Origin of the sequence: Mycobacterium sp. NBC_00419, assembly GCF_036023875.1 — a bacterium.
Lineage (GTDB): Bacteria > Actinomycetota > Actinomycetes > Mycobacteriales > Mycobacteriaceae > Mycobacterium.
In genome coordinates, this window is sequence record NZ_CP107931.1 from 4736155 (window position 1) to 4757701 (window position 21547).

Genomic DNA, 21547 nt, shown 5'->3' on the forward strand with positions numbered 1-21547 from the left:
CCCCGTCGTCAGCGATACTGGACGTAATGAAACAAGAGCTGGTCTTCGAGGCACCCCGCCGCGCGTTGCCGCCGCGGCACCTCGCCGACCTCGACACCGAGGGCCGTGCCGCTGCGGTGGCCGAACTCGGCCTGCCCGCCTTCCGCGCCAAGCAACTGGCCCAGCAGTACTACGGCAGGCTGCTCGCCGACCCGCAGCAGATGACCGATCTGCCCGCCGCCGTGCGCGACACGGTCGCCGAGGCACTGTTCCCGACCCTGCTCTCGGTGGCCAAGGAGATCGAGTGCGACGCGGGGGAGACCCGAAAGACGTTGTGGCGCGCCCACGATGGCACGACGTTCGAATCGGTGCTGATGCGCTACCCCAACCGCAACACCGTCTGCATCTCCTCACAGGCCGGCTGCGGCATGGCCTGCCCGTTCTGCGCGACCGGCCAGGGCGGGCTGACCCGCAACCTGAGCACCGCCGAGATCCTCGAGCAGGTGCGTGCCGCCGCGGTGACGCTGCGCGACGGCTTCGGTGACCGGCTGTCCAACGTCGTCTTCATGGGCATGGGCGAGCCGCTGGCCAACTACAACCGCGTGCTGGCGGCTGTGCGCCGCATCACCGCCGCACCGCCGGAGGGGTTCGGCATCTCCGCCCGCTCGGTCACCGTGTCGACGGTCGGCTTGGCCCCGGCGATCCGCAAACTCGCCGACGAACACCTCGGGGTGACCCTGGCGTTGTCGCTGCACACCCCCGACGACGAGCTCCGCGACACCCTGGTGCCGGTGAACGACCGCTGGAAGGTCGGCGAGGCGCTGGACGCGGCGCGGTACTACGCCGACGCGACGGGCCGGCGGGTGTCCATCGAGTATGCGCTGATCAGGGACGTCAACGACCAGCCCTGGCGGGCCGACCTGCTGGGCAAGAAACTGCATCGGGCGCTCGGGGCGCTGGTGCACGTCAACCTGATCCCGCTCAACCCGACCCCGGGCAGCAAGTGGGACGCCAGCCCCAAGCCGGTGGAGCGGGAGTTCGTGCGACGGGTGCGCGCAGCGGGCGTGTCGTGCACGGTTCGCGACACTCGCGGCCGCGAGATCGCCGCCGCATGCGGGCAGCTTGCCGCCGAAGGCTAGAGGTTCAGTTCAGATCGCGAGATTGAACTCACGCGGGACAACACCGAGTAGAGCTCTGCGTAGCTTCAATCTCGCGGGGACCGCGTAAAGCGTTTAGCGCAGCCAGCCGCGGCGGCGACCCCACCAGTCGCGGACGATGATGCCTGCCACCAGGATCGCGAACGCGATCAGCACGTAGTCCTCGACGTGGCCCACGTGGTTGCCGCGCAGCATGCCCAGCAGGAAAATCACGGCGAAGATGCCGAAGGCGTACCAGGTGCGGTAGGTGATCTTGCTCCAACCCCAGGCAGCTGAGGGGACATCGGCGGTATCGACGTCGTTGTAGCGCTCCACCTCGGTGCTGGGCATTGCGGCTCCTGTCGGGCTCAGATAAGCAATTGCCGTCATTCTGGCACACCGACCCCCGCCTGGCTCAGCCGATCCGGCCGTAACGCGCCAGCGCCTCGACCCGCTCGGCGGCGTGGTCGACGATCGGATCGGGATACGCCGGTGGCCGGCCACCCTTGAGTTTGTGGACGTCGGCGGCCTTCACTTCGGGGCTGGCCAATTCGGGCACCCAGCGGCGCACATAGTCTCCGGCCGGGTCGAACTTCTCGCCCTGCGCGGTGGGGTTGAACACCCGGAAGTACGGCGCGGCGTCCGTCCCCGAACCCGCACACCACTGCCAGCCGTGCTGGTTGCTGGCCATGTCGCCGTCGACGAGTTGTTCGAGGAACCAGCGCGCCCCCCACTGCCAGGGTAGGTGCAGGTCCTTGACCAGGAAGGAGGCGACGATCATCCGGACTCGGTTGTGCATGAACCCCGTGTCGAGGAGCTGACGCATCCCGGCGTCCACGATCGGGTAGCCGGTGCGGCCCTGCTTCCACGCGTCGAATGCCGCGTGGGCCGCGGCGTCGGTGTCCACGTCGATCGCGTCGTAGTTGCGGTTCCAGTTCTGCCACGCACTGTGCGGCCACTCGGCCAGCACCGTGGCATAGAAGTCGCGGAAGGCCAGCTCCCGCAGATAGGCCGCCGGGCCCGTCTCGCGCACGTCGAGGTCGACGACCATGGTGCGCGGATGGATGGTGCCGAATTTCAGCGGCGCCGACATCCGGCTGGTGCCCGGCTTGTCCGGGCGGTTGCGGTCGTCGGCGTAGTCGGCCAGCCCGGTCTCGACGAACTCCGCCCAGCGGCTCAGTGCGGCGGCCTCGCCGGCCTCGACGTCCATCTGCGCACCCGGATCGGGTGGGCCGACCCGCGCGACCCCGGTCAGCGCGGCGGGGTCGATCCACCGCACCGCACCCGGCTCCGACTGGGCGGGGGCACGCCAGCCGACGTCGCGCCACCGGGACAGAAACGGGGTGAACACCTTGTAGGGGGTGCCGTCGTCCTTGGTGACCCGCCCCGGGGAGACCAGATACGGCGAGCCGGTCGCCTGCAGTGTCCTGCCGTCGCTGGCCAGTGCCTCGGCGACGGCTGTGTCGCGGCGCACCCCGAACGGACTGAAATCCGCCGAGATGTGCACCATCTGCGCCTCGACGTTCGCGCAGATCGCCGGAATCTCCTCTTCGGGCCTGCCGCGGACGATCAACAGCCGGTCGTCGAGCGCCTCGGAGAGTGCCCGCAGCGAGTCGCCCAGGTATTGCAGGCGGCGCGGGCCGCTGGACTGTTCAAGTCTCGGGTCGACGACGAAGACCGCCAGCACCTCGGCCCCGTCGGCGGCCGCCTCCAGCAGTGGAGGGAGGTCACGGAGGCGAAGATCGCGACGGAACCACAGCAATGTGGACGGCATGACGTCCATGCTGCCTTGTCGGGGAAGTCGGTGGCGGTCGGGGTTGGCTGCCAGAATGCAGCGATGAGCCCAGTGGACGGCGCGGCCGGCTATCCGCGTGACATGGTCGGCTACGGCCCGAACCCGCCGCATCCGCACTGGCCCGGTGAGGCGAACATCGCCGTTCAGTTCGTGCTCAACTATGAGGAGGGCGCGGAGAACAGCGTCCTGAACGGCGATGCCGCCTCCGAGACGTTCCTCTCCGACATTGTTGGTGCGCAAGCATTTCCGAACCGCCATATGAGCATGGAGTCGCTCTACGAGTACGGCTCGCGAGCCGGATTGTGGCGTCTGCTGCGGGTTTTCGACAGACGCGGCCTGCCGCTGACGGTGTTCGGGGTGGCGATGGCACTGGCCCGCAACCCCGAGGCGGTGGCGGCCTTCATTGGCCGCGGCGACGAGATCGCCTGCCATGGGCTGCGCTGGATCAGCTATCAGCTCGTTCAGCCGGAGGTGGAACGCGAGCACATGGCGCAGGCCGTCAGCCTCATCACCGAGCTGACCGGATCGGCTCCGCTGGGCTGGTACACCGGCCGTGATTCGCCGCAGACCCGCGGCCTGGTCGTCGAGCACGGCGGCTTCCTCTACGACTCCGACTCCTACGCCGACGACCTGCCGTACTGGACGCGGGTGAACGCAACGGACCACCTGGTCGTGCCCTACGCCCTGGACACCAACGACATGCGGTTCGCCACGGCGGGCGGATTCCCCTCCGGGGACGCCTTTTTCGCGCATCTGCGCGACGCTTTCGACGTGCTGTACGCCGAAGGGGCCGCGGGTGCGCCCAAGATGCTCTCGGTCGGGCTGCACTGTCGGCTGGCGGGGCGGCCCGGCCGAACCGCTTCACTGGAGCGGTTTCTTGACCATGTGCAGTCCCACGACAAGGTATGGGTGACCCGGCGGGTGGACATCGCCCGGCATTGGATCGAGCGGTTTCCGCCGCTGTGATCCCCGTCATTAATTAACTGGCGCGACTGTAAATTTGGCATCCACATTTTGCTGCTAGAGCAACATTTCCGCTCGCAACGAACGCGGATGCGCCGGCGTTACACGAATTTCCGAAATGTGAACAAACGGACACCAGTGCCTTCCCGGGTTGTGGGTACGGCCCGGGGACGTTTCAATGGCTCCTACAGGTCGGGGAACCTCAACCGCGCCAATACAGCTCACGGTGCCAGTGGCATCGGCTTGGGCAGTAGGTGCGGTCCGATCCTGGGAGGCCGACATCGGTCCGTACCCCGTGGCGATTGCTCACGATTACCTGACTCAGCGTGGTGGCGCCGAGAAAGTTGTCTTGGCAATTAGCCGGGCGTTTCCGGAGGCCCCGATTTTCACGTTGCTGTTCGATCCGGCCGGCACGTATCCGGAGTTCGCCGAGCGTGATATCCGAGTATCACCGCTGAACCGCGTCGGCCCGTTGCGGCGCAACCACCGTGCGGCGCTACCGCTGCTCCCGTTCGCCGCGCAGGCTATGAACGTCGATGCCGAGCTGGTGATCACCAGCTCGAGTGGGTGGGCGCACGGCTTTCGCGCCCACGGCGACAAACTCGTCTACTGCTACTCACCGGCCAGATGGCTCTACGCGAGTGAGATGTACCTCGGTGAGGGGGCCGGGCCCGTCAAGAGGTCCGTGCTGGCCGCATTGGGGCCCTACCTCAAACGCTGGGACCGGCGGGCGGCGCAGTCCTGCCAGCGCTACATCGCCATCTCCTCGATCACCCGCGACCGCATCCGCGACGCCTACGGAATCGACGCGCCAGTCGTGCCGGCACCGGTCGGGATGACCGGCTACGAGCAGGCACGGCCCGTGCGCCGGGTACTCGACTGGCTCGGACCCGCCGGTGCCGTGCGTCCCGGGGGCGAGTTCTATCTGTGCGTCTCCCGGTTATTGCCCTACAAGAACGTCGATCAGGTGGTGCGGGCCTTCGGCGAGCTGGACCGGCGGCTGGTCGTCGTCGGCCGCGGCCCGGAGGCGCAGCGAATCCGCCAGCTCGCCGGGCCCAACGTGCTGATGCTCGAAGGCCTGTCGGACGACGAGATGGTCTGGCTCTACCAGAACTGCCGCGCGGTCGTGGCGGCCAGTTTCGAGGATTACGGGCTGACCCCGATCGAGGCGGGGGTATGGGGCAGGCCGAGTGTGGTACTGCGCTGGGGCGGATTTGTCGACACCGTGATCGACGGTGTCACCGGCGTCTTCTTCGGCCGGCCCGAGGCGGCCGAGATCGCCCGCGCTGTGCAGTGTTTGGAACATTCCCATTTCGACGGGAACACGATCCGCAGCGCAATGGAGCGCTTCACCGAGGCCCGATTCATCGAAGGCCTGCGGTCCGAAATACAAGCGACCATAGGGGTGGCGGCATGAGACTTATCGACCAGCCGAAGAAGTCGGCATTGATCACCGGTGTGACAGGCCAGGACGGGCTGTACCTGTCGGAGTTGTTGCTGTCGCGGGGCTATACCGTGTACGGACTGATCCGCGGGCAGAACAACCCCAAGGAGGCGCTGCTGCGCCAGACCGTGCCCGGCGTGAAGATCATCACCGGTGACCTGCTCGACATGTCGAGCCTGATGCGGTCGCTGACCATCGCCGAGCCCGACGAGGTCTACAACCTGGGTGCGGTGTCGTATGTGGCGTACTCGTGGCGCAATGCCCGGCTGACGACCGATGTCACCGGCGGCGGCGTGCTCAACCTGCTGGAAGCCATTCGGCTCTACCAGGACATCGCCGGCCGAGCGGTCCGGTTCTACCAGGCGTCGAGTTCGGAGATGTTCGGCAAGGTCCAGCAGGTGCCGCAGACCGAGTCGACGCTGTTGTGGCCACGCTCGCCCTACGGTGTTGCCAAGGTCTACGGCCACTACATGACGGTCAACTATCGCGAGTCCTACGACATGCACGCGAGTTCCGGGATTCTGTTCAATCACGAATCGCCAAGGCGCGGGGTCGAATTCGTCACCCGCAAGGTCACTCGCGCGGTGGCGCGCATCGCGCTCGGCACCGAGAGCCACGTGACCCTGGGCAATCTCGACGCACGGCGTGATTGGGGGTTCGCCGGTGACTACGTGGAGGCGATGTATCTCATGCTGCAGCAGGACGTGGCTGACGACTACGTGATCTGCACCGGCCGGACACATTCCATTCGGGAGATGCTCGACATCGCGTTCGCCAGCGTCGGCATTCACGACTGGGAACCCTATGTCCAGCTGGACAAGTCGCTCATCCGGCCGGCCGAGGTGGACTTACTCGTCGGCGATGCCGCCAAGGCCCAGCGCATCCTCGGCTGGAAACCCACGGTCGGGTTCAAGGAACTCATCGAGATGATGGTGTTCAGTGATCTCGACAGCGAGTCGCGCGCGATGCGTGCTGCCGCGCTGTAGCGGCCCGCGATGACATCCCAACGGCAACCGCGCGGTGCCGTACTGATCACCGGTGCGACGGGACAGGACGGCCAGTATCTGGCCCGGCTGCTGACCGCGTCGGGCTTCACGGTGCACGGGGCGACGCGGCCCGGGTCGCTTCCCGGGCGCACCGCATTCGGCGTCGTCGAGCATCCGGTGGATCTGGCGGACGCCGGCGCAGTTCTGGCGCTGGTGAGAGGTGTTGCCCCGCAGTATGTCTTCCACCTGGCGGGCGTCACGTCGGTCGCGGCGTCGTGGCACGACCCGGTGACGACGTTGAGCTTCAACTCGGGTTCGACGATCGCGCTGCTGGACGGCTGCCTGCGGGTACAGGACGAACTGGGTCAGCCCATCGTGGTGGTGAACGCCTCCAGCGCGGAGATCTTCTCGGGTTCGTCTCGATCACCGCAATCGGAGGCCACACGGATCAGCCCGACGTCGCCCTACGGTGCATCCAAAGCGCTCGGGCACATGATGTGTGGGATCTACCGCACGCGGGGCCTCGCGGCAGCCAATGCGATCCTGTACAACCACGAATCACCCCTTCGGCCAACCCGGTTCGTATCCCGCAAGATCAGCGCCGCGGTCGCCGGGATCGCCTGCGGGCTGCAGGACTCGGTGCGCCTCGGTGACCTGGATACCCGCCGTGACTGGGGCTGGGCGCCGGACTATGTCGACGCGCTGTACCGCATCGCGCGCCACGGTGTCGGTGACGACTTCGTGATCGCCACCGGCGCCTCATATTCGATCGCCGACTTCGTCCGGACCGCCTTCGCCGAAGTCGGTATCGACGAGTGGCAGCGGTACGTCCACACCGACGCCGCGTTGAAACGGCCGACCGAACCGGTGGACATGGTGGGGGACCCGACCCATGCCGAACAGACCCTGGGCTGGCGGCGCACGGCGGATTTCCCCGACATCGTCGCGGCGATGGTCCGCCACGATCTGGATTCGATCGCCACACCACAACACGCCATGAGAGGAGAGATATGACGAGCCAACCCCTGACCGCCGGAAGTGCGCCGAGCCTTGCGCCGGTCACACCACCGCCGATGCAGGACATCTCGTTTGCACGCAAGCTGTACAACCGGGTCGGCCTGCTCGGCTTCAACCTGTTCTTCACCTACTTCCCGTCCCATCACGTCCGGCAGGCCTATCTGCGGCTCTTCGGTGCCACGATCGGAAAGGACTCGTCGATCTTCCGGGGAACCACCATCCTGGATATCGGCAATCTGACGATCGGGGAGGCCTGCTCGATCGGCTTCCGCTGCATGCTGGACGCCCGCGGCGGAATCACCATCGGCGACAACGTCGTTCTGGCCTCCGATGTGCACATCATCGGGGGCTATCACGACCACAACGACCCGTCGTTCGCGCCGATCCTGGAACCCTGTGTCATCGAGGACTACGTCTGGGTGGCCAGCAGGTCCACCATCCTGTCGGGTGTGACGCTGGGCCGTGGCTCAGTGGTGGGCGGTTGCTCGATGGTCCGCGGCGACGTCGCTCCACTGGCGGTGGTGGCCGGGGTGCCCGCGAAGGTGCTCAGCACCCGTGATCCCGAGGCGCTGCGCTACCGCCCCAAGTACCGGCCGTTGTTCTACTAGATGGCCCACTCGCTGGCCGAGGTTCGGCTCGTCTACATCGGCCCCCGTGCGGGGGCCGGCGGTGTCGGGGACTACGCACAACAGTTCCTCGACGCCGTGCGCGGCCTATTCGGGTCGGTCGTGGAATACCGCCACGGCGGGCCGGGCGAAGATGGGGTGGCCGACCTGCGACGTCATCGCCGCGCGGTCACCGAGCTGATCGACTCGCCATATCCCGGCCCGACGCTGGTCCACGCCGAACTCAGCGGCGGTGCGGTGACGCCCTTTTGGGCCATCGCGGGCCGGCGTGACGTGGCGGTGAGCGCCACGGTTCACGATCCACCCAGACTGATCTGGTGGCCGTGGCGCACGCGGTTCATGGCCGGGCACCGGCTGGTCAACCACGGCGTGCATCTACCACTGCAGGTTGTCTCGCACCGCGTCGAATGCTCCGTTGCCTCGGGCCTGCAGCTGTTCTCGTTGACCGACAGCGGTGCGCAGGCGCTGGCTGCCGCCTACCCACGGGCGCGGGTCGCGCGGGCGCCGCATATCGCACCGGTGCGCCGGACCGTCAGACCCGTCCAGCAGCGGCCGCTGGCCGTGGGCTTCTTCGGATTGGTATACCGCGGCAAGGGTTTCGAACTGATCGGCCGTATCCGAGAGTCGCTGCGCGACGATGTCGCGATACGCGTCGCGGGCCGGGGCACCGAAGGGCTGCCCAGGGTACCCGGCATCGACATCCTCGGCGGTGTCGAGGGCGATGCCGAGGACGCGTTCTTCGAGTCGGTGCGTGCCGTCGTCGTCCCGTACGGGCGGCGCACCTTCTACGGCCCGGCCTATCCGTCCTCTGCGGTGGTCACCCATGCCCTCGGGTACGGCACCCCGGTGATCTGCAGCGACCACGGGGCACTGGGTGATCTCGACGAGCGGCACGGCGCGCTCGTGGTCCGCGCCCCGGGGACCGATCCCAGCGTGCGGCAGTTCTGCTCGGCCATCGACCATCTCGTCGACAACTACGAGCGCCTGGACACCCTCGCCGCCAACGCCATCGCCGAACGGGACCGGCGTTCGCCGCAGCGGGTGGCGCAGGCCTACGCCGAGCAGTGGTCAACTCTGGTGCGCTGCCGATGACCGGGGTGTCGGCGCCGGCCGGCCGGCTCGGCAAGACCGTGCTGGCGGCGGTGTGGATGTACGGCGGCCGCGGTATCGGTCTGCTCTGGACTCTGGCGGTGATCAGCCGCCTCGGTATCGCCGACTATGGTTTGTACGCCATGGGTTTCGCCCTGGCAGCGATAGTCTGCGCCCCGCTGGACAATCCGTTCAACGTTCGCGCGCTGCGCGAGTCCCGGGAGCGGTTCCTGCGCGAACGCACCACCCGGGTGGGGGTTGGCCTGCTGCTGATGGCGGCCGGCGTCGCGGTCATCGAGGTGAACTACATCGCCTGGTTCGGGCTGGTCGTCGGCGGCGGCGAGTTGGTATTCAACGCCTACAAGAGCCAGGACCTGCGTGACGGGCATCCCGACCGGGTCATGCGGATGGACACCGTCCGGCAGGCCACCAGCATCGCGGTCGCCACCGGATATCTGTTCGCCGTCGACCATCCGACGCTGTTGGCGGCCAGCCTGTTCTACGCTGCGCCGTACTTCGCAGTCGCGCTGCTGGCCGTGCTTGTCGTCCGGGGGCACCGCCCCGCCCTGCCCGGCCCGCCCCGTCTAGTCGCGGCCCTGGTGCTCGAGCACCTCGGCAACGCGCTCTACATCCAGGGTGACGTGCTGCTGCTCGGGTTCCTGACCGACTCCCGGATCGCGGGCATCTATTCGGTGGCGTCGGTGCTGGCGTGGGCGGTGGCGGCGCTGGGCCAGTCGTATGTGACCACCTACCACGAGCCGCTGCGCGAGTCGGGTGGCGATCTCGCCAACGGTCCCGCACCGAAGGCCATCGTGACGGTCTCAGCGGTGGCGGGCGTGTTGGTTCTGACCGTCGGGATCGGGCTGCTGCTGTCGCCTGCGCCGCGGGAGCTGGGCATCGCGATGGTGCTGATGTCGGTGTTCTGCGGGATGCGGGCGGCCAACTACGTCTACACCGCGGTGCTCTACATGCAGCATCGCGATCTTCTGCGAGCTTGGGCCGCAGTGGGTTTGGTGCCGGTGAAGCTGGCATGCGTGGCCGCCCTGAGTCCGCTGGGAGCGGTCGGCGCGGCGATCGCCTCGGTGCTGACCGACGCTGTCCTGTTGGGCGTGTATCTGAAAATCCTGTATCGAGGGGGCGGTCGATGACCCGGGTGACGTTTCTGCTGTCCAAGGATCCCGAACTCGAGTACGGCGGTGACCTGACGCTGTCGCGTCTGGTGATCGACATCGCGGCACAGTCGTGGTCGGTCGATGCCATCTGTCTGTCGCCACAACCGACTGCCGCCGCGGCCACAGCGATGCCCGCCGCGGTGCCGTTGCTGAAGGTGACCAAGCCGCCGGTGAGCCGGGTCCGATTGGCCGCCAATGCCTTCGGCTCGCGCAAAAGCCTGGTGCACGTCCGCTACGACACCCCCGAGCTGGTGTCGGCGATCGAGCGAAGCGACGCCGAGGTGTTCTTCGCCGAACACAGCTACATGGCCGAGTCGTTCACGTCCTCGGCGCACTTCGGGCAACGTGGCCTTGTCGTCAACACCGTCAACACCGAGTCCGAAGTCTGGCGGGCCACCCGCGGACGGCTCGGCCGGTGGCAGGCACCCCGGTTGCTGCGGGACGAACTCCGGATGGCGCGGGCTGCCGATGCGGTCGGCACCTACGATGCCGAAGAGGCCGCCATGTACCGCGATGCCGGTGTGCCGGGCGCCCGGTGGGTGGCACTGACACTGCCACCGGCGCAACGGTTGAACCTCGCCGACACCGGGCCACGGCTGGCGTTCATCGGTACCCGGGACTGGCCACCCAATCAGGAGGCCTTCGAAGAGGCGCTGCGGTTGTGGCCGCAGATCTCCGACGGCATTGCCGGCGCGGAGCTGGTGATCATCGGCGCCCGTAAACCGGGCGCGGTCGATCCGCCGTACCCGCCGGGTGTCCGCGACGTCGGCTTCGTCGACGACCTGCCCGCGCTGCTGGCGACCTGCCGCGCCTTGATCGCGCCGGTCCGAACAGGTGGCGGGGTCAGGGTCAAGGTCCTCGACGCGGCGCGAGTGGGTCTGCCCATCGTCGGGACCACCGAAGCCGTGGGATCGCTGAAAGACCATCTGTGCCTGCCTGTTTTCGACCGGGACGACACGTTCGTGCAGGCGTGCCGGCGCTATCTGCTCGACCGCCGGTCTGCGGAGTCCGACGGGTCGGCGCTCTACGACATCAACGCCGAGCACTGGCAGGCCCGCCGGCCCCACCAGGCGGTGGCCGAACTGGTGTCCCTGGCAGCGACGGTCAAGAGCGGGTCACCACCGCGCCTGCCGAAGGTGTCCAAGTGATGTGGCCGTTCTGGAAGTCGACGCGGACCCCGCCACCGGCCATCGGCACCTCGTCGGTGGTGGCCAGCCCCAGCGCCGACGTCCATGCCGAGGCGATCCCACTGCCGATGGCGTGTGCCCCGGTGGCCGCGGAGTAGAAGATGCGCACACCGGTCTCGAAATCCTGGTATCCGTTGGCGAATGCGCCTGTCGGTGCGACCCCGAGTGGTCGGGCCTTGAGCGCGACCGGGTTGGGGGAGGACAGGTATCCCGCCGTGGCGGTCTCGAAAACCGTGGCGTTGGAACGAACCTGCGCCCAGACCGTGGACGTCGCCTTGTACACCGGGCTGAGCACGGCTCCGTAGGCCGCATTCGTGACCGCACTGAATCGTTGGTACTCCGCGGATTTCGGGATGCCGTTCGCGATCTGCCACTGGAGCACCTGCTGGGCGATCTTGGGTGCCCAGTCCGACCGGAAGACGCCGAAGGTGTCCTCCGGATCGGAACTCCCGGTCGACTTGTCGCGGGTGGTGTAGATCATGAGCGGACCGGTGTACGGCAGCTCCTGCCATTTGGTCACCATGTCGTTGATCATCGTGCTCTGCGTGTTCTCGTCCACCGCCGCGGTCGGCTCGCCGTACTCGGTCGCCCAGATCTTCTTGGCGGTATCGCCGTTGCTGACCATCGCGGTCCGCATGTCCATCAACTGCTGCACAGGCGAATTGGCGATATCCACGCCTGCGGAGAAGGGCAGGCTGTACTGGTAGGGATGAAACGACAGCGCGTCGAAGTAGTTCTTAGCGCCTGCGGCGTACATCTGGGTCAGGAATGACACCGGATCGGTCGCTGTCGCGGAGGTGACGTCGGCGCCCAGGGCACCCGCGACGACCAGAAGTGACGACGACACCGACTTGATCGCCGGATAGGCAGCTTTGAGCAGCGCGGTGTAACCGGCGGGGTCGGGGCCCGGTGAGTAGAACAGCGACGAGTTCGGCTCGTTCCAGATCTCGTAGGCCGAGATCTTGCCTGAATAGCGGGCGGCCGCCTTCTTGGCGAACGCCCCGAAATCGGCGGCGGACACCGGCTTGCCGATCATCGCGGCGGTACCTGCCGCCCGGGCCCAGTCGGGGGTGAACGCGACGATGCCCAGAACCGACATCGACCGCGCCACAGCGGCATTGACCACCGTGTCGACCAGCGACCAGTTGAGCGTTCCCTTCGTCTGCTCGACGACCGACCATGGGATGACCGTCCGTAGTGTCTTCGCGCCGGTGGCCACCATGAGGTCCAGGGTGCGCCCGATATCGGCCGCGGTCATCGACATGAACTCGCCCGGCTGGGAGAAGCCGATCGTCGTCGGTGCCGGATTGATTACCGCCGCCTCGGCGACGGCGTCGTGGCGACTGGTTGTACCGGGCCACAACACCAGCCCGGTACCGATGGCCGCGGCAATCAACACCGCGGTGGCTACAGTTCCGAGGCGGCTGCCCCGATGTCCTCTGCTGTTCGCCATCACAATCCCCTCAGTGCGCTGCCGCGACGGCGAGCATGTTCGGTGTCGAAACCTTCTGGTGTGCAGCCGGATCGTTCCTCGCCAGGAAGACGAGAAGGACCGAGAACATCATCGTCACCGACGGAATCGTGACGACGGGGAAGTCGAGTTGCAGGGCGACCAGCGTGAAACCGACGAAGATACCGGCCAGCGCCGCGTGCGCGGTGTCGGTACCGCGCAGTGTCCGATATGCGATGACCGCGGCCACCAGCAGCACGGTGAGAAAGATCACGCCGGTGACGATCCCGCCGCGGTACACCGTGAGCAGGGGTGCGTTGGCGACGTAGTTGACCTCGAAGCTCTTGCTGGGTTCCTTGAATTCCGGCCGCCCCCAACCAAGTCCGAACAGCCAGTGACCGTGCATCACCGTCGCGAAGTTGTCCAGCGCATCGGCCCGCGCCGAGGATCCGACGTCACCACTGCCGAACGAGGAGAACACCCGACGGCGCACCTGCGGGGTCGCGACGGCTGCCACCACCGCAACGGCCAAGGCGGCGAGGATGGTTCGCCGCTGGCGCGAGCTCAGGGTATGGAACAACACGAGCACCACCAGGCCGCCCAGAATGCTGAACATGGCGGCACGACTGAGCGTCAATGCCACCGCCACAACGAAAATTGTGGCCAATGCCACACGATGCCAGCCGGTGAACACCACGAGCGTGACGGCCAATGCGACCACCAAGCCGATTCCAGCGGTGTTGGGATCAATGTAGGTGCCGGCCAACCGCACCGTGTTTCCGGCCGCGCTGTAGACGAACCGCGTGCTGTTGGACTCCCGGCCGTACCCCAGAGGCGACAAATAGCTGATCAAGCGCCCGTTCGGATCTCCGGCGACGATGACGATCGCGAACAGCGCCGCTGCTGCGGAGGAGACTGCGTAGATGCGACCGAATCGCGTCAGATCGGTTGTGGACAGCCGCAAAAGGACGACTACGAGCAATGTCGATACCGTCCATTTGCCGAATTCTGCGATATCTGTTGGTGACTCGAATGTGGCCGCCACCGAGACCGCCGACGCGCCGACCAACAGCAGCACCGCGATCTCCAGTCTGGACACGGCGGTGACGCGACTGTGGTGTAGCAACGACGCGAGCAGCACAGCGGTGCCGAACCCGAACGTCAGCGGAGCGTGGACGCCCGGAAAGTAGCCGAACGGTAGCGCAGCCAAGGTGACGGCCAGTATCCAGAAGAGCCACAACGGATGACGCAGGCCGATGTATGTTCCGACGGCCGCGCTGCTGAGCCCGAGCAAGACCGCGACCGGTAGTGCTCCGCCGATCAGCGCGGCACCCGACAGCAAACAGCATGCGATCGCGATCGCGGCGTCGCTGAATATTGTCCGGAGCGTTATTTTGTTGCGCTGCACGGGAATATGCTTACATCCTCACCGCCCGATGCAACAGAGCGAACAGTCTCCCGCTGTGCCGAACCGCATCGCAGCGTCTAAGGTGATCGTTGGTCGGGCGCCACAGGGGAATGGAGATCCGGCTTGGGTATTGGCGACTACCTCAGAATCGTGCGCCGCTACTGGTGGGTCGTTCTGGTCGTCACCGTCACGGGTGGCGGTATCGGTTATGTCCTTGCCGCGACCAGCGTTCCGATGTACGAGTCCACCGCGCGGCTGTTCGTCAGCACGCAGGGCGGGACATCTGTCGGCGAGGCGTATCAGAACAACCTGTTCTCCCAGGAACGAGTGGTGTCCTACGCCGGACTGGCCACCAGCGAGCAGGTCGCAGCGCGCGCGGCCAACCAGCTCAAGTCCGGAATCCCGGCGCAGGAGTTGCGATCCCGGATCTCGGCCCGGCCCGTCGACAAGACGGTGCTGCTCGACATCGCTGTGCACGACCGCGATCCGGCCACGGCACAGATGTATGCCAATGCCGTGTCCGACCAGCTCGTCGAGGTCATCAGTGAACTCGAGACCTCGCGCCGGGGCGGTAGCCCGGCGGCGGGCGCGGTGGTGGTCGACGACGCGACCTACCCGCAACTTCCGATCGGCCCGACGGTGCTGGCGCAGGTCCTGCTGGGAGTGGCTGCGGGGTTCGCGGCCGGAGTGATCCTGACCGTCATCGTGGGCCTGCTCGACACCAGAATGCGTCGCAGCGCAGCTGTTCCCACGGTCACGGATTCGTTGTTGCTGACGACGTTGCCTGCCGATCCCGGACGCCGGACGGTCGAGGTGGCTGACGTCGATGCGCGTGGTCCCTATGGCGAACGGCTGGCCGAACTGTGCACCAATCTCCAGTTCGCCCGTGGTGCGCAGGGCCGTCGACCGCATGTCCTTGCCGTCACCGGCTGCGACCGCGGGGATGGCCGCACCACCGTGGTCATCGACCTCGCCGCCGCGTTGACCAGCAGTGGTTATCGGGTTGTCGTGGTCGACGGTGATCTGGGCAGTCCCGCTCTGGCCACCCGGCTGGGGCTGTCCGCAGACCAGCAGGCCGCTGCCCGCAGGCGCGGGCTGAGCACTGTGCTGGCCGGTCACCACGATGTGAGCAGCGTTGTGATCGCCGATGCGGGAGCGCACGGGTTCAGCCTGGTGCCGGCAGGTCCGGTGCCCACGGCGAGCAGCCGGTTGTGGCCGGCGGGCGATGCGGGTGAGGCCCTGGCTGCCCTGCGTGATCGGTTCGACTACGTGCTCATCGACACCCCACCGCTGTCCGCAGGCAGTGAGGGCGCATTCGTCGCCGGTGCGAGCGACGGGGCGATCGTGGTGGTGCGCCTGGGCCGCACTCGTGCGCCGGCGCTGCGCCGCGCCGTGGCGATGCTGCGGGCCACCCATGCCGAGATCATCGGCACCGTGGCCACGTTCGAATCCGGTCATCGCCGCGAGATCGCGCAGCACCGACGCAGCGAGCAGGCTGAGCCTGCCGAACCCGCGGCCGAACCCGTTGACCTGCCCGCCGAGGCCGCGGCCTTGTCCGGAGCCGGCGACCGCGAATCATGACACCCGCCCTGCACCGGCGCGCGGTTCCCGTCGTCGCGCTGATCGCAGCCCTGATTGCCGGCTGCGGTCCGCCACTGCCACCGCCGAATAACCAGTCCAGCAATGCAATCCGTGACCTGACGCCGTCGTTCGAGGGTGCGGTGCGGTTGCCGCCGCCGGAGATGGGCGGCGACGGGCCCGGCTCGCTGGTCACGGTCAGCCGGTTCGACGGCAACGCCGAACTCGACGAGGTCGACGCCACGGCATTTCGCGTGGTGTACCGATCGACGTCGGAGACCGGCGAGCCGACGCAGGTGTCGGGTCTGGTGGCCATCCCGCCCGGACCACCCCCCAAGGGTGGCTGGCCGGTGGTGTCGTTCGGGCACGGAACCTCCGGTGTGCTGAACGGGTGCGCGCCGACGAAGTACGAGAACCTGCTGGGCAACGCCCCGATGGTCGCGGCGTTGGTGCAGAACGGATTCGTCGTCGCGATGACCGACTACGAGGGCCTCGGTGTGCCAGGCTTCACCCACCCCTACCTGGACTCGCGGGTCTTCGGCCAGAACATGATCGACGCGGTGCGGGCGGCCCGCCGGATCGACCCGCGGACGGGCCGCAGATGGGCCGCATACGGGGTATCCCTGGGCGGGATGGCGGCGTGGGCCGCCGCCGACCAGGCCGGCCGGTACGGCGCGGGGCTGACACTCGTCGGGACCGCCGCACTGGTGCCGGTCGCGGACATGACCTCGCTGGCCGATGCGGCGGCCGCCGGTAGCCTCACCCGGGAGCAGATGCCCCTGCTGGCGTTCGCGCTGCAGGGGATGGCCTGGTCGCATCCGGACTTCGCGCTGTCCGACTACGTCTCGGGCTACACCGAACAGCATTGGGACGAACTGCTCGACTGCACCCCGGCGGATCCGTCCCGCTACGCCGGCGTGGTCGACGGCATGCAGGCTTCGGATCTGCGCCCGGCCACTCCCGAAGCCACTGCGCGACTGCGTGATCTGCTGCGGCAGATGGCCCTACCGCAACATCCGGCGAGTGGTCCGCTGCTGGTCCAGTTCGGCACGGTGGACCCCCTCGTCAACGACGACTGGACGAAGAAGGCCATCGGCAACGCCTGCGCCCAGGGCGACGTGGTGGACTTCGAAGAGCGGATCGGCGAAGGGCACGCCGACCTCGACAGCAGCCGGTCACTGCCGTGGGTGAAAGCCCGCTTCGACGGTCAGCTGCCGTTCAATGCCTGTGCGGGGCAGCGATGATCGCCCCGCCCCACGCGCCGCGCCTGCGCGACTACGCGGCCATCCTGCGGCAGTCCTGGCTGGTGATCGTGAGCGCCACCGTCCTGGCCGGTGCCGCCGGTTTCTGGGTGGCGCAGACCCGGGACACGACCTACACCGCGCACGTTCCGGTGTTCGCCATGGTGCCGGGTGCCCCCGAACCGCGCAGCGCCTTCAGCGGAAGCCGAGATGCCCTGGCCCGCATGCAGGGCTATTCCGCGTTGGCGGTGTCCCAGCAGGTGCTCGCCCGGACCATCGCCGAGCGGAATCTGGCGACGACGCCTCGCCGGCTCGCCGAACAGGTCACCGCACAGGTGACACCGGGTTCGGTGCTGCTCGATGTCGGCGTCAGCGACACGTCGGGCCAGCAGGCGGTATCGACGGCTGATGCGCTGGCACGCAACCTGGTCGGGGTGGCCAGGGAACTGGAATGGTCCGCCCAGGGGCCGACCGGTGAGTTGATCCCGGTCGGGAGCGCCAGCGCGGTGGAGGTCCGCGCCGCGGCCGGCCGCTACGTCACCCTGGGCGCCGTGCTCGGGTTCGTCCTGAGTTGCGTGCTGGTACTGGCCCGGGGGATTCGCGGCGCCACCGTGCTCACCACGGCCCAACTCGACCATGTGGTCGTCGACGCGATGGGGGAGGCACAGCGATGAGGTGGTGGCTGACTCCGATGTGGGTGGTGACGGTGATCGCGCTGGTGTCGTGTTCGGGCCTGCAGCACCCGCCCGCCCCGGCCCGGCCCGAACTCGGCGCGATCGCACTCGCAGGTGACTTCTCCGGTTCCGGGCCCGGCACGTTGAGGTCGGCGGCGACCCTGCCGACCATCGACCGCCGGATCACCGCGGTCACCTCGACGGCAGCGCGCATCACCTACACCTCCGAATCCGCCGTCGACGGTAGCTCCCAACTGGTTTCGGGCACCGTGTTCGTTCCGCGCGGCACACCGCCGCAGGGTGGATGGCCGATCGTCGCGTTCGGCCACGGATCGACAGGAGTCCAGAAGGACTGTGCGCCGTCGCGGTCACCCACGCTGCTGGGCACCTCGGAGGTCGTGGTCCCGCTGGTCAAAGCCGGCTATGTGGTGACGGTGTCGGACTTCCAGGGCCTCGGGCTCGACGGGACCTACCACCCGTACCTCGACGCCGGAACCGGCGGCCGCAACCTGATCGACTCGGTGCGTGCCGCGCGCAGACTGGTGCCCGACACCTCGAATCGCTGGGTGGCCTTCGGCGGGTCGCAGGGTGGTCAAGCCGCCTGGGCGGCAAATGAGTTGGCCACCACCTACAGCCCTGACCTGGCACTGCTCGGCTCGGTGAGCCTGGTGCCGGCCGCCGACCTCACCGGGCTGGCCGACGCCGCCGCGGCGGGCACGCTGACCGCCGACCAGGGCCCGCTGCTGCAGTGGGTGCTCTATGCGCTGGCCCAGGAGGACCCGCAGCTCAACCTCGACGACTATCGCCGCGGCGTCGTCGCCGACAACTGGGCCGTGCTGTCGTCGTGCGCACCCGAGAAGTCCAGTCAGCGTGCCGAAGTCGCCCAACGCATCACCGCCGACGACCTGCGACCCTCCACGCCGGAAGCCACCGACGCGCTCCGTGCGCACCTGGCCAGGATGAGTGTTCCGCAGCAGCGTTCCACCGCACCGATGCTCGTCATCTACGGCGGCCGCGACACCCTGATCTCACCCGCTTGGACCAAACAGGCACTCGACAAGGCGTGCACGATGGGCAGCACCGTGGAGTACTACCTGCAGCCGGACAAAGGCCACGGTGACATCGACGCCGCGGTGGCATTCGGCTGGATTCGTCAGCGTTTCGACGGTGACGCACCACTGAACGCGTGCGCACCCCGGTCCCCTGACGAGCCCGTCGGGCAGGGCCGCCAATGACGTTGCAGGACAAACCGGTCGATGCTGCCGCGCCTGATGCACCTGCGGTCGTCAAGGCGCCGAGCCGCCGCATCATCGGCCTCGACGGCCCACGTGGCCTGGCGTGCGCGGCGGTGCTGGTGTTGCACGTCAACGCCCACTACTCGCCCAGGGTCATGGACGCCTTCAAGCTCCAGCTGCTCGGTCAGGCGCTGGTGTTCTTCTTCGCGCTCAGCGGGTTCCTGCTGTACCTGCCGTTCGTGCGTGCGATCCTCGCCGAACCCGGGACCGCCAGGTGGCCTGATACCCGGGTCTTCGGCGTGCACCGGCTGCTGCGGGTGTTCCCCGCCTATGTGACCATCTTTCTGATCAGCAGCCTCGTCTTCGGTGCGGTGTACCTCGAGAACGTGGCGATCCAGCCGCCGGGCACCGACGCCGGGACGGGCCGGATGACCGACCCCGGTGCGCTGGTGGCGAATCTGACTCTGCTGCAAAGCTATCTGCCGCAGTACTTCCAAACCGGACTGAACCCGTCGTGGTCGCTGTCGCTGGAGTTGGTGTTCTACGTGTCGTTGCCGGTGTTCGGCGCGCTGGCGCTGGCGCTTCGGCGCCGCACCGGGCTGGCGCCGATCTCGGTGGCGCTGCTGGCTCCGCTGATCCTCGTGCTCATCGGTGCCCTGGGCAAGACGCTGGCCCCGGTGGTGCAGCAGTGGGTCGGGGTCGCCGACCCCACTCTCGCCGAGTGGGGGCCGAACTGGCTTGCGGTGTACAACCGCAGCTTCGTCTCGCTGGCCGACAACTTCGCCTTCGGCATGATCGCCGCGGTGCTCTTCGCAGGCATCGGCGCCGGACTGCTCTCCGGCCACGTGGTCCGCAGGATGCGGTGGTACTGCATACCGCTGCTGTTGGGCGCCGCCGCTGCCAGTCTGGTGCTCATCGCGCTGCACTCACATGTCTCCAGCACGGCGGTGGCGCTGCTGTCGGCGCTGGTGATCCTGTTCATCGTCGCGCCGCTGGCCCGGGGTGAACATTCCAGGTTCGCCGCCGCGCTGGACTGGTCTCCGCTGCGCTATGTCGGCGAGATCTCACTCTCGGTGTACCTGTGGCACTTTCCGGTGTTGCTCGTACTCGGCCGGCTGGGGCTGATGGCTGGTGACACCGTCGCAGGCATGCTGCGCAACGTCATACTCGTGCTGACGGTCAGCCTGGTGCTGGCGTCGCTGACGCATCGCTTCGTCGAGAAGCCTGCGATGGCGGTGGCGAAACGATATCGGCGATGAGGGTCCCACGCTCGGTGGTCATCGTCGGCGCGCTGCTGGCGACCGTCCTGCTGACCGCGGCCGGTGTGGTGGCCTACCGCACGGGCGAGCGGTTGGTCCGGGGCGCCACTGCGCCACCGGTCGCGGTGAGTACGGCCAATCTCGGCGGTACCGGGCCCGGAACCTTGGTCAGCGCGATGACGATGCCGAATCTCACCGGCGTGCTGTCCTCGCTGGGAGTACGTTCAGCCCGGGTGGTCTACCGGTCGACCGAAGGCGACACCGGCGAGCCCACTGTGGTGTCGGGGACGGTGTTCGTCCCCAAAGGGTCTGCACCGCAGGGTGGTTGGCCGGTGGTGGCGTTCGGCCACGGAACCACTGGGATCGACCAGCCGTGTGCGCCGTCGTTATCCGACGATCTGCTCGGGCAGGCGCCGGTGGTCGCCGGCTTCATCAAGCTGGGGTACGCGGTCGCCTTCGCCGACTATCAGGGCCTGGGTGCCGCCGGCGTGCATCCGTATCTGGATGCCAGGACCGCCGGCCTCAACATCCTCGACGCGGTCCGTGCGCTTCGCGCAACCTTCCCCGAGGTGTCGACCACCGTCGGCGCGTTCGGTGGATCGCAGGGTGGCGGGGCGGTGTGGGCGGCCGATGAGCAAGCCGCTGACTATGCGCCGGAACTGAAGCTGGTCGGGGTGGTGGCACTGTCGCCGGCCGCCGACATGGTCGGGTTGGTGGACAAGGCGCAGCGGGGAACCCTGAGCACCGATCAGCGCCCGCTGATGCAGTGGGTGCTGGCGTCGTTGGGACGTCTGCATCCGCAGCTCGACCTCGACGACTTCCGCCGTGGTGTGGCAGCGGCGAATTGGGCTGCGCTCTCGGCATGTTCGGGTGCGCTGGTGCACACCAGGGCTGCGGTGGCGCCGGACATCGGGCCGTTCGACCTCGCGCCGGGTGGCCCGCGTCCCGCCGCGGTGCTGACCGGGATGCTGCGCAACTGGGCGCTGCCCCAGCGCCCGTTGTCCGCGCCGCTGTCGGTGGTGTTCGGTACCGCCGACACCTATATCGACCCGGAGTGGACCTCGCGTGCCATCGCTGCGGCGTGCGCTCGCGGTGGAACGGTCGTCTGGCGTCTGGAAGAGGGAAAAGGGCACGCCGACATCGACGCCGCCGACCAGATCGCCTGGCTGGTCGAGCGGTTTCAGGACAAGAGTGTGGCAAACGAATGCGTCAATTAGCAGACGCGTTCGCAACCGGTAACGAACTAGGAATCATGTTGTAAAGACTTGCTAGTCAACGATTCGTATGAGTTAAATCATGTTTTCCATC

19 protein-coding genes are annotated in these 21547 nt (G+C 67.6%); 15 read left to right on the forward strand and 4 right to left on the reverse strand.

Annotated features, from left to right (window positions below):
- The first annotated feature begins 26 nt into the window (after nt 1–26).
- Complete coding sequence (gene rlmN / locus OG976_RS22675; RefSeq protein WP_328353975.1) at nt 27–1118, forward strand: 23S rRNA (adenine(2503)-C(2))-methyltransferase RlmN; 1092 nt, start codon at nt 27–29, stop codon at nt 1116–1118.
- A 93-nt stretch (nt 1119–1211) separates the two neighbouring features.
- On the opposite strand, the gene OG976_RS22680 is transcribed toward rlmN, so the two are convergent.
- The gene (locus tag OG976_RS22680; RefSeq protein ID WP_328353979.1) at nt 1212–1466 is read right to left on the reverse strand and encodes a DUF2631 domain-containing protein; all 255 of its coding nucleotides are present in this window, start codon (nt 1464–1466) and stop codon (nt 1212–1214) included.
- A 64-nt stretch (nt 1467–1530) separates the two neighbouring features.
- Nucleotides 1531–2889, reverse strand: a complete 1359-nt coding sequence (locus OG976_RS22685; RefSeq protein ID WP_328353982.1) for a cryptochrome/photolyase family protein — start codon at nt 2887–2889, stop codon at nt 1531–1533.
- Nucleotides 2890–2952: 63 nt separating this feature from the next.
- On the opposite strand from OG976_RS22685, the gene puuE reads away from it, so the two are divergent.
- The 8 genes from puuE to OG976_RS22725 all read left to right on the forward strand — a co-directional run bounded on the left by puuE (nt 2953) and on the right by OG976_RS22725 (nt 11355).
- Nucleotides 2953–3876 carry an allantoinase PuuE gene (gene puuE, locus OG976_RS22690; RefSeq protein ID WP_328353985.1) on the forward strand — a complete coding sequence of 308 codons (924 nt, stop codon included), beginning with the start codon at nt 2953–2955 and terminating at the stop codon, nt 3874–3876.
- A 292-nt stretch (nt 3877–4168) separates the two neighbouring features.
- Entirely contained in the window at nt 4169–5290 is a 1122-nt protein-coding gene (locus OG976_RS22695) for a glycosyltransferase (RefSeq protein ID WP_328353988.1), read from the forward strand.
- Nucleotides 5287–6303: a GDP-mannose 4,6-dehydratase gene (locus OG976_RS22700; RefSeq protein WP_328353991.1), complete on the forward strand. Its 1017-nt coding sequence runs from the start codon at nt 5287–5289 to the stop codon at nt 6301–6303. The genes OG976_RS22695 and OG976_RS22700 overlap by 4 nt, the downstream gene beginning before the upstream one ends.
- Before the next feature lie 9 nt (nt 6304–6312).
- Nucleotides 6313–7317 carry a GDP-mannose 4,6-dehydratase gene (locus tag OG976_RS22705; protein WP_328353994.1) on the forward strand — a complete coding sequence of 335 codons (1005 nt, stop codon included), beginning with the start codon at nt 6313–6315 and terminating at the stop codon, nt 7315–7317.
- Nucleotides 7314–7928, forward strand: coding sequence for an acyltransferase (locus OG976_RS22710; RefSeq protein WP_328353997.1), 615 nt, complete (start codon nt 7314–7316; stop codon nt 7926–7928). The genes OG976_RS22705 and OG976_RS22710 overlap by 4 nt, the downstream gene beginning before the upstream one ends.
- On the forward strand, nt 7929–9038 hold the full coding sequence (locus OG976_RS22715) for a glycosyltransferase (RefSeq protein ID WP_328354000.1): 1110 nt from the start codon (nt 7929–7931) through the stop codon (nt 9036–9038).
- Nucleotides 9011–10183 carry a lipopolysaccharide biosynthesis protein gene (locus OG976_RS22720; RefSeq protein ID WP_328354003.1) on the forward strand — a complete coding sequence of 391 codons (1173 nt, stop codon included), beginning with the start codon at nt 9011–9013 and terminating at the stop codon, nt 10181–10183. Before OG976_RS22715 ends, OG976_RS22720 begins: the two co-directional genes overlap by 28 nt.
- Nucleotides 10180–11355 (forward strand): glycosyltransferase, encoded by a 1176-nt coding sequence (locus tag OG976_RS22725; RefSeq protein ID WP_328354005.1) that lies wholly within the window; start codon nt 10180–10182, stop codon nt 11353–11355. Before OG976_RS22720 ends, OG976_RS22725 begins: the two co-directional genes overlap by 4 nt.
- On the opposite strand, the gene OG976_RS22730 is transcribed toward OG976_RS22725, so the two are convergent.
- Both OG976_RS22730 and OG976_RS22735 read right to left on the reverse strand, forming a co-directional pair.
- Nucleotides 11312–12847: a hypothetical protein gene (locus OG976_RS22730; RefSeq protein WP_328354007.1), complete on the reverse strand. Its 1536-nt coding sequence runs from the start codon at nt 12845–12847 to the stop codon at nt 11312–11314. The two genes, OG976_RS22725 and OG976_RS22730, sit on opposite strands and share 44 nt — an antisense overlap.
- 10 nt (nt 12848–12857) lie before the next feature.
- Nucleotides 12858–14252, reverse strand: a complete 1395-nt coding sequence (locus OG976_RS22735; protein ID WP_328354010.1) for an O-antigen ligase family protein — start codon at nt 14250–14252, stop codon at nt 12858–12860.
- A gap of 123 nt (nt 14253–14375) precedes the next feature.
- Here OG976_RS22735 and OG976_RS22740 point away from each other — a divergent pair, with 123 nt between their 5' ends.
- Genes OG976_RS22740 through OG976_RS22765 form a run of 6 tightly spaced genes read left to right on the forward strand, consistent with a single transcriptional unit; the run spans nt 14376 to nt 21456 of the window.
- Entirely contained in the window at nt 14376–15833 is a 1458-nt protein-coding gene (locus OG976_RS22740; RefSeq protein WP_328354013.1) for an AAA family ATPase, read from the forward strand.
- A complete protein-coding gene (locus tag OG976_RS22745) occupies nt 15830–17074 on the forward strand; it encodes a lipase family protein (protein WP_328354016.1) in 1245 nt (414 codons plus the stop codon). The genes OG976_RS22740 and OG976_RS22745 overlap by 4 nt, the downstream gene beginning before the upstream one ends.
- Nucleotides 17071–17745 (forward strand): YveK family protein, encoded by a 675-nt coding sequence (locus OG976_RS22750; RefSeq protein WP_328354019.1) that lies wholly within the window; start codon nt 17071–17073, stop codon nt 17743–17745. The genes OG976_RS22745 and OG976_RS22750 overlap by 4 nt, the downstream gene beginning before the upstream one ends.
- Entirely contained in the window at nt 17742–18980 is a 1239-nt protein-coding gene (locus tag OG976_RS22755) for an alpha/beta hydrolase (protein ID WP_328354021.1), read from the forward strand. The genes OG976_RS22750 and OG976_RS22755 overlap by 4 nt, the downstream gene beginning before the upstream one ends.
- Entirely contained in the window at nt 18977–20239 is a 1263-nt protein-coding gene (locus tag OG976_RS22760; RefSeq protein ID WP_328354024.1) for an acyltransferase family protein, read from the forward strand. The genes OG976_RS22755 and OG976_RS22760 overlap by 4 nt, the downstream gene beginning before the upstream one ends.
- Nucleotides 20236–21456, forward strand: coding sequence for a lipase family protein (locus OG976_RS22765; RefSeq protein WP_328354027.1), 1221 nt, complete (start codon nt 20236–20238; stop codon nt 21454–21456). Before OG976_RS22760 ends, OG976_RS22765 begins: the two co-directional genes overlap by 4 nt.
- Nucleotides 21457–21547 lie beyond the last annotated feature (91 nt).

Bases quoted from the DNA above. Each gene is read 5' to 3' on its own strand.
- rlmN (WP_328353975.1), top strand. From the start codon at position 27: ATGAAACAAGAGCTGGTCTTCGAGGCACCCCGCCGCGCGTTGCCGCCG.
- OG976_RS22680 (WP_328353979.1), bottom strand. From the start codon at position 1,466: ATGCCCAGCACCGAGGTGGAGCGCTACAACGACGTCGATACCGCCGAT.
- OG976_RS22685 (WP_328353982.1), bottom strand. From the start codon at position 2,889: ATGCCGTCCACATTGCTGTGGTTCCGTCGCGATCTTCGCCTCCGTGAC.
- puuE (WP_328353985.1), top strand. From the start codon at position 2,953: ATGAGCCCAGTGGACGGCGCGGCCGGCTATCCGCGTGACATGGTCGGC.
- OG976_RS22700 (WP_328353991.1), top strand. From the start codon at position 5,287: ATGAGACTTATCGACCAGCCGAAGAAGTCGGCATTGATCACCGGTGTG.
- OG976_RS22705 (WP_328353994.1), top strand. From the start codon at position 6,313: ATGACATCCCAACGGCAACCGCGCGGTGCCGTACTGATCACCGGTGCG.
- OG976_RS22710 (WP_328353997.1), top strand. From the start codon at position 7,314: ATGACGAGCCAACCCCTGACCGCCGGAAGTGCGCCGAGCCTTGCGCCG.
- OG976_RS22715 (WP_328354000.1), top strand. From the start codon at position 7,929: ATGGCCCACTCGCTGGCCGAGGTTCGGCTCGTCTACATCGGCCCCCGT.
- OG976_RS22725 (WP_328354005.1), top strand. From the start codon at position 10,180: ATGACCCGGGTGACGTTTCTGCTGTCCAAGGATCCCGAACTCGAGTAC.
- OG976_RS22730 (WP_328354007.1), bottom strand. From the start codon at position 12,847: ATGGCGAACAGCAGAGGACATCGGGGCAGCCGCCTCGGAACTGTAGCC.
- OG976_RS22745 (WP_328354016.1), top strand. From the start codon at position 15,830: ATGACACCCGCCCTGCACCGGCGCGCGGTTCCCGTCGTCGCGCTGATC.
- OG976_RS22750 (WP_328354019.1), top strand. From the start codon at position 17,071: ATGATCGCCCCGCCCCACGCGCCGCGCCTGCGCGACTACGCGGCCATC.
- OG976_RS22755 (WP_328354021.1), top strand. From the start codon at position 17,742: ATGAGGTGGTGGCTGACTCCGATGTGGGTGGTGACGGTGATCGCGCTG.
- OG976_RS22760 (WP_328354024.1), top strand. From the start codon at position 18,977: ATGACGTTGCAGGACAAACCGGTCGATGCTGCCGCGCCTGATGCACCT.
- OG976_RS22765 (WP_328354027.1), top strand. From the start codon at position 20,236: ATGAGGGTCCCACGCTCGGTGGTCATCGTCGGCGCGCTGCTGGCGACC.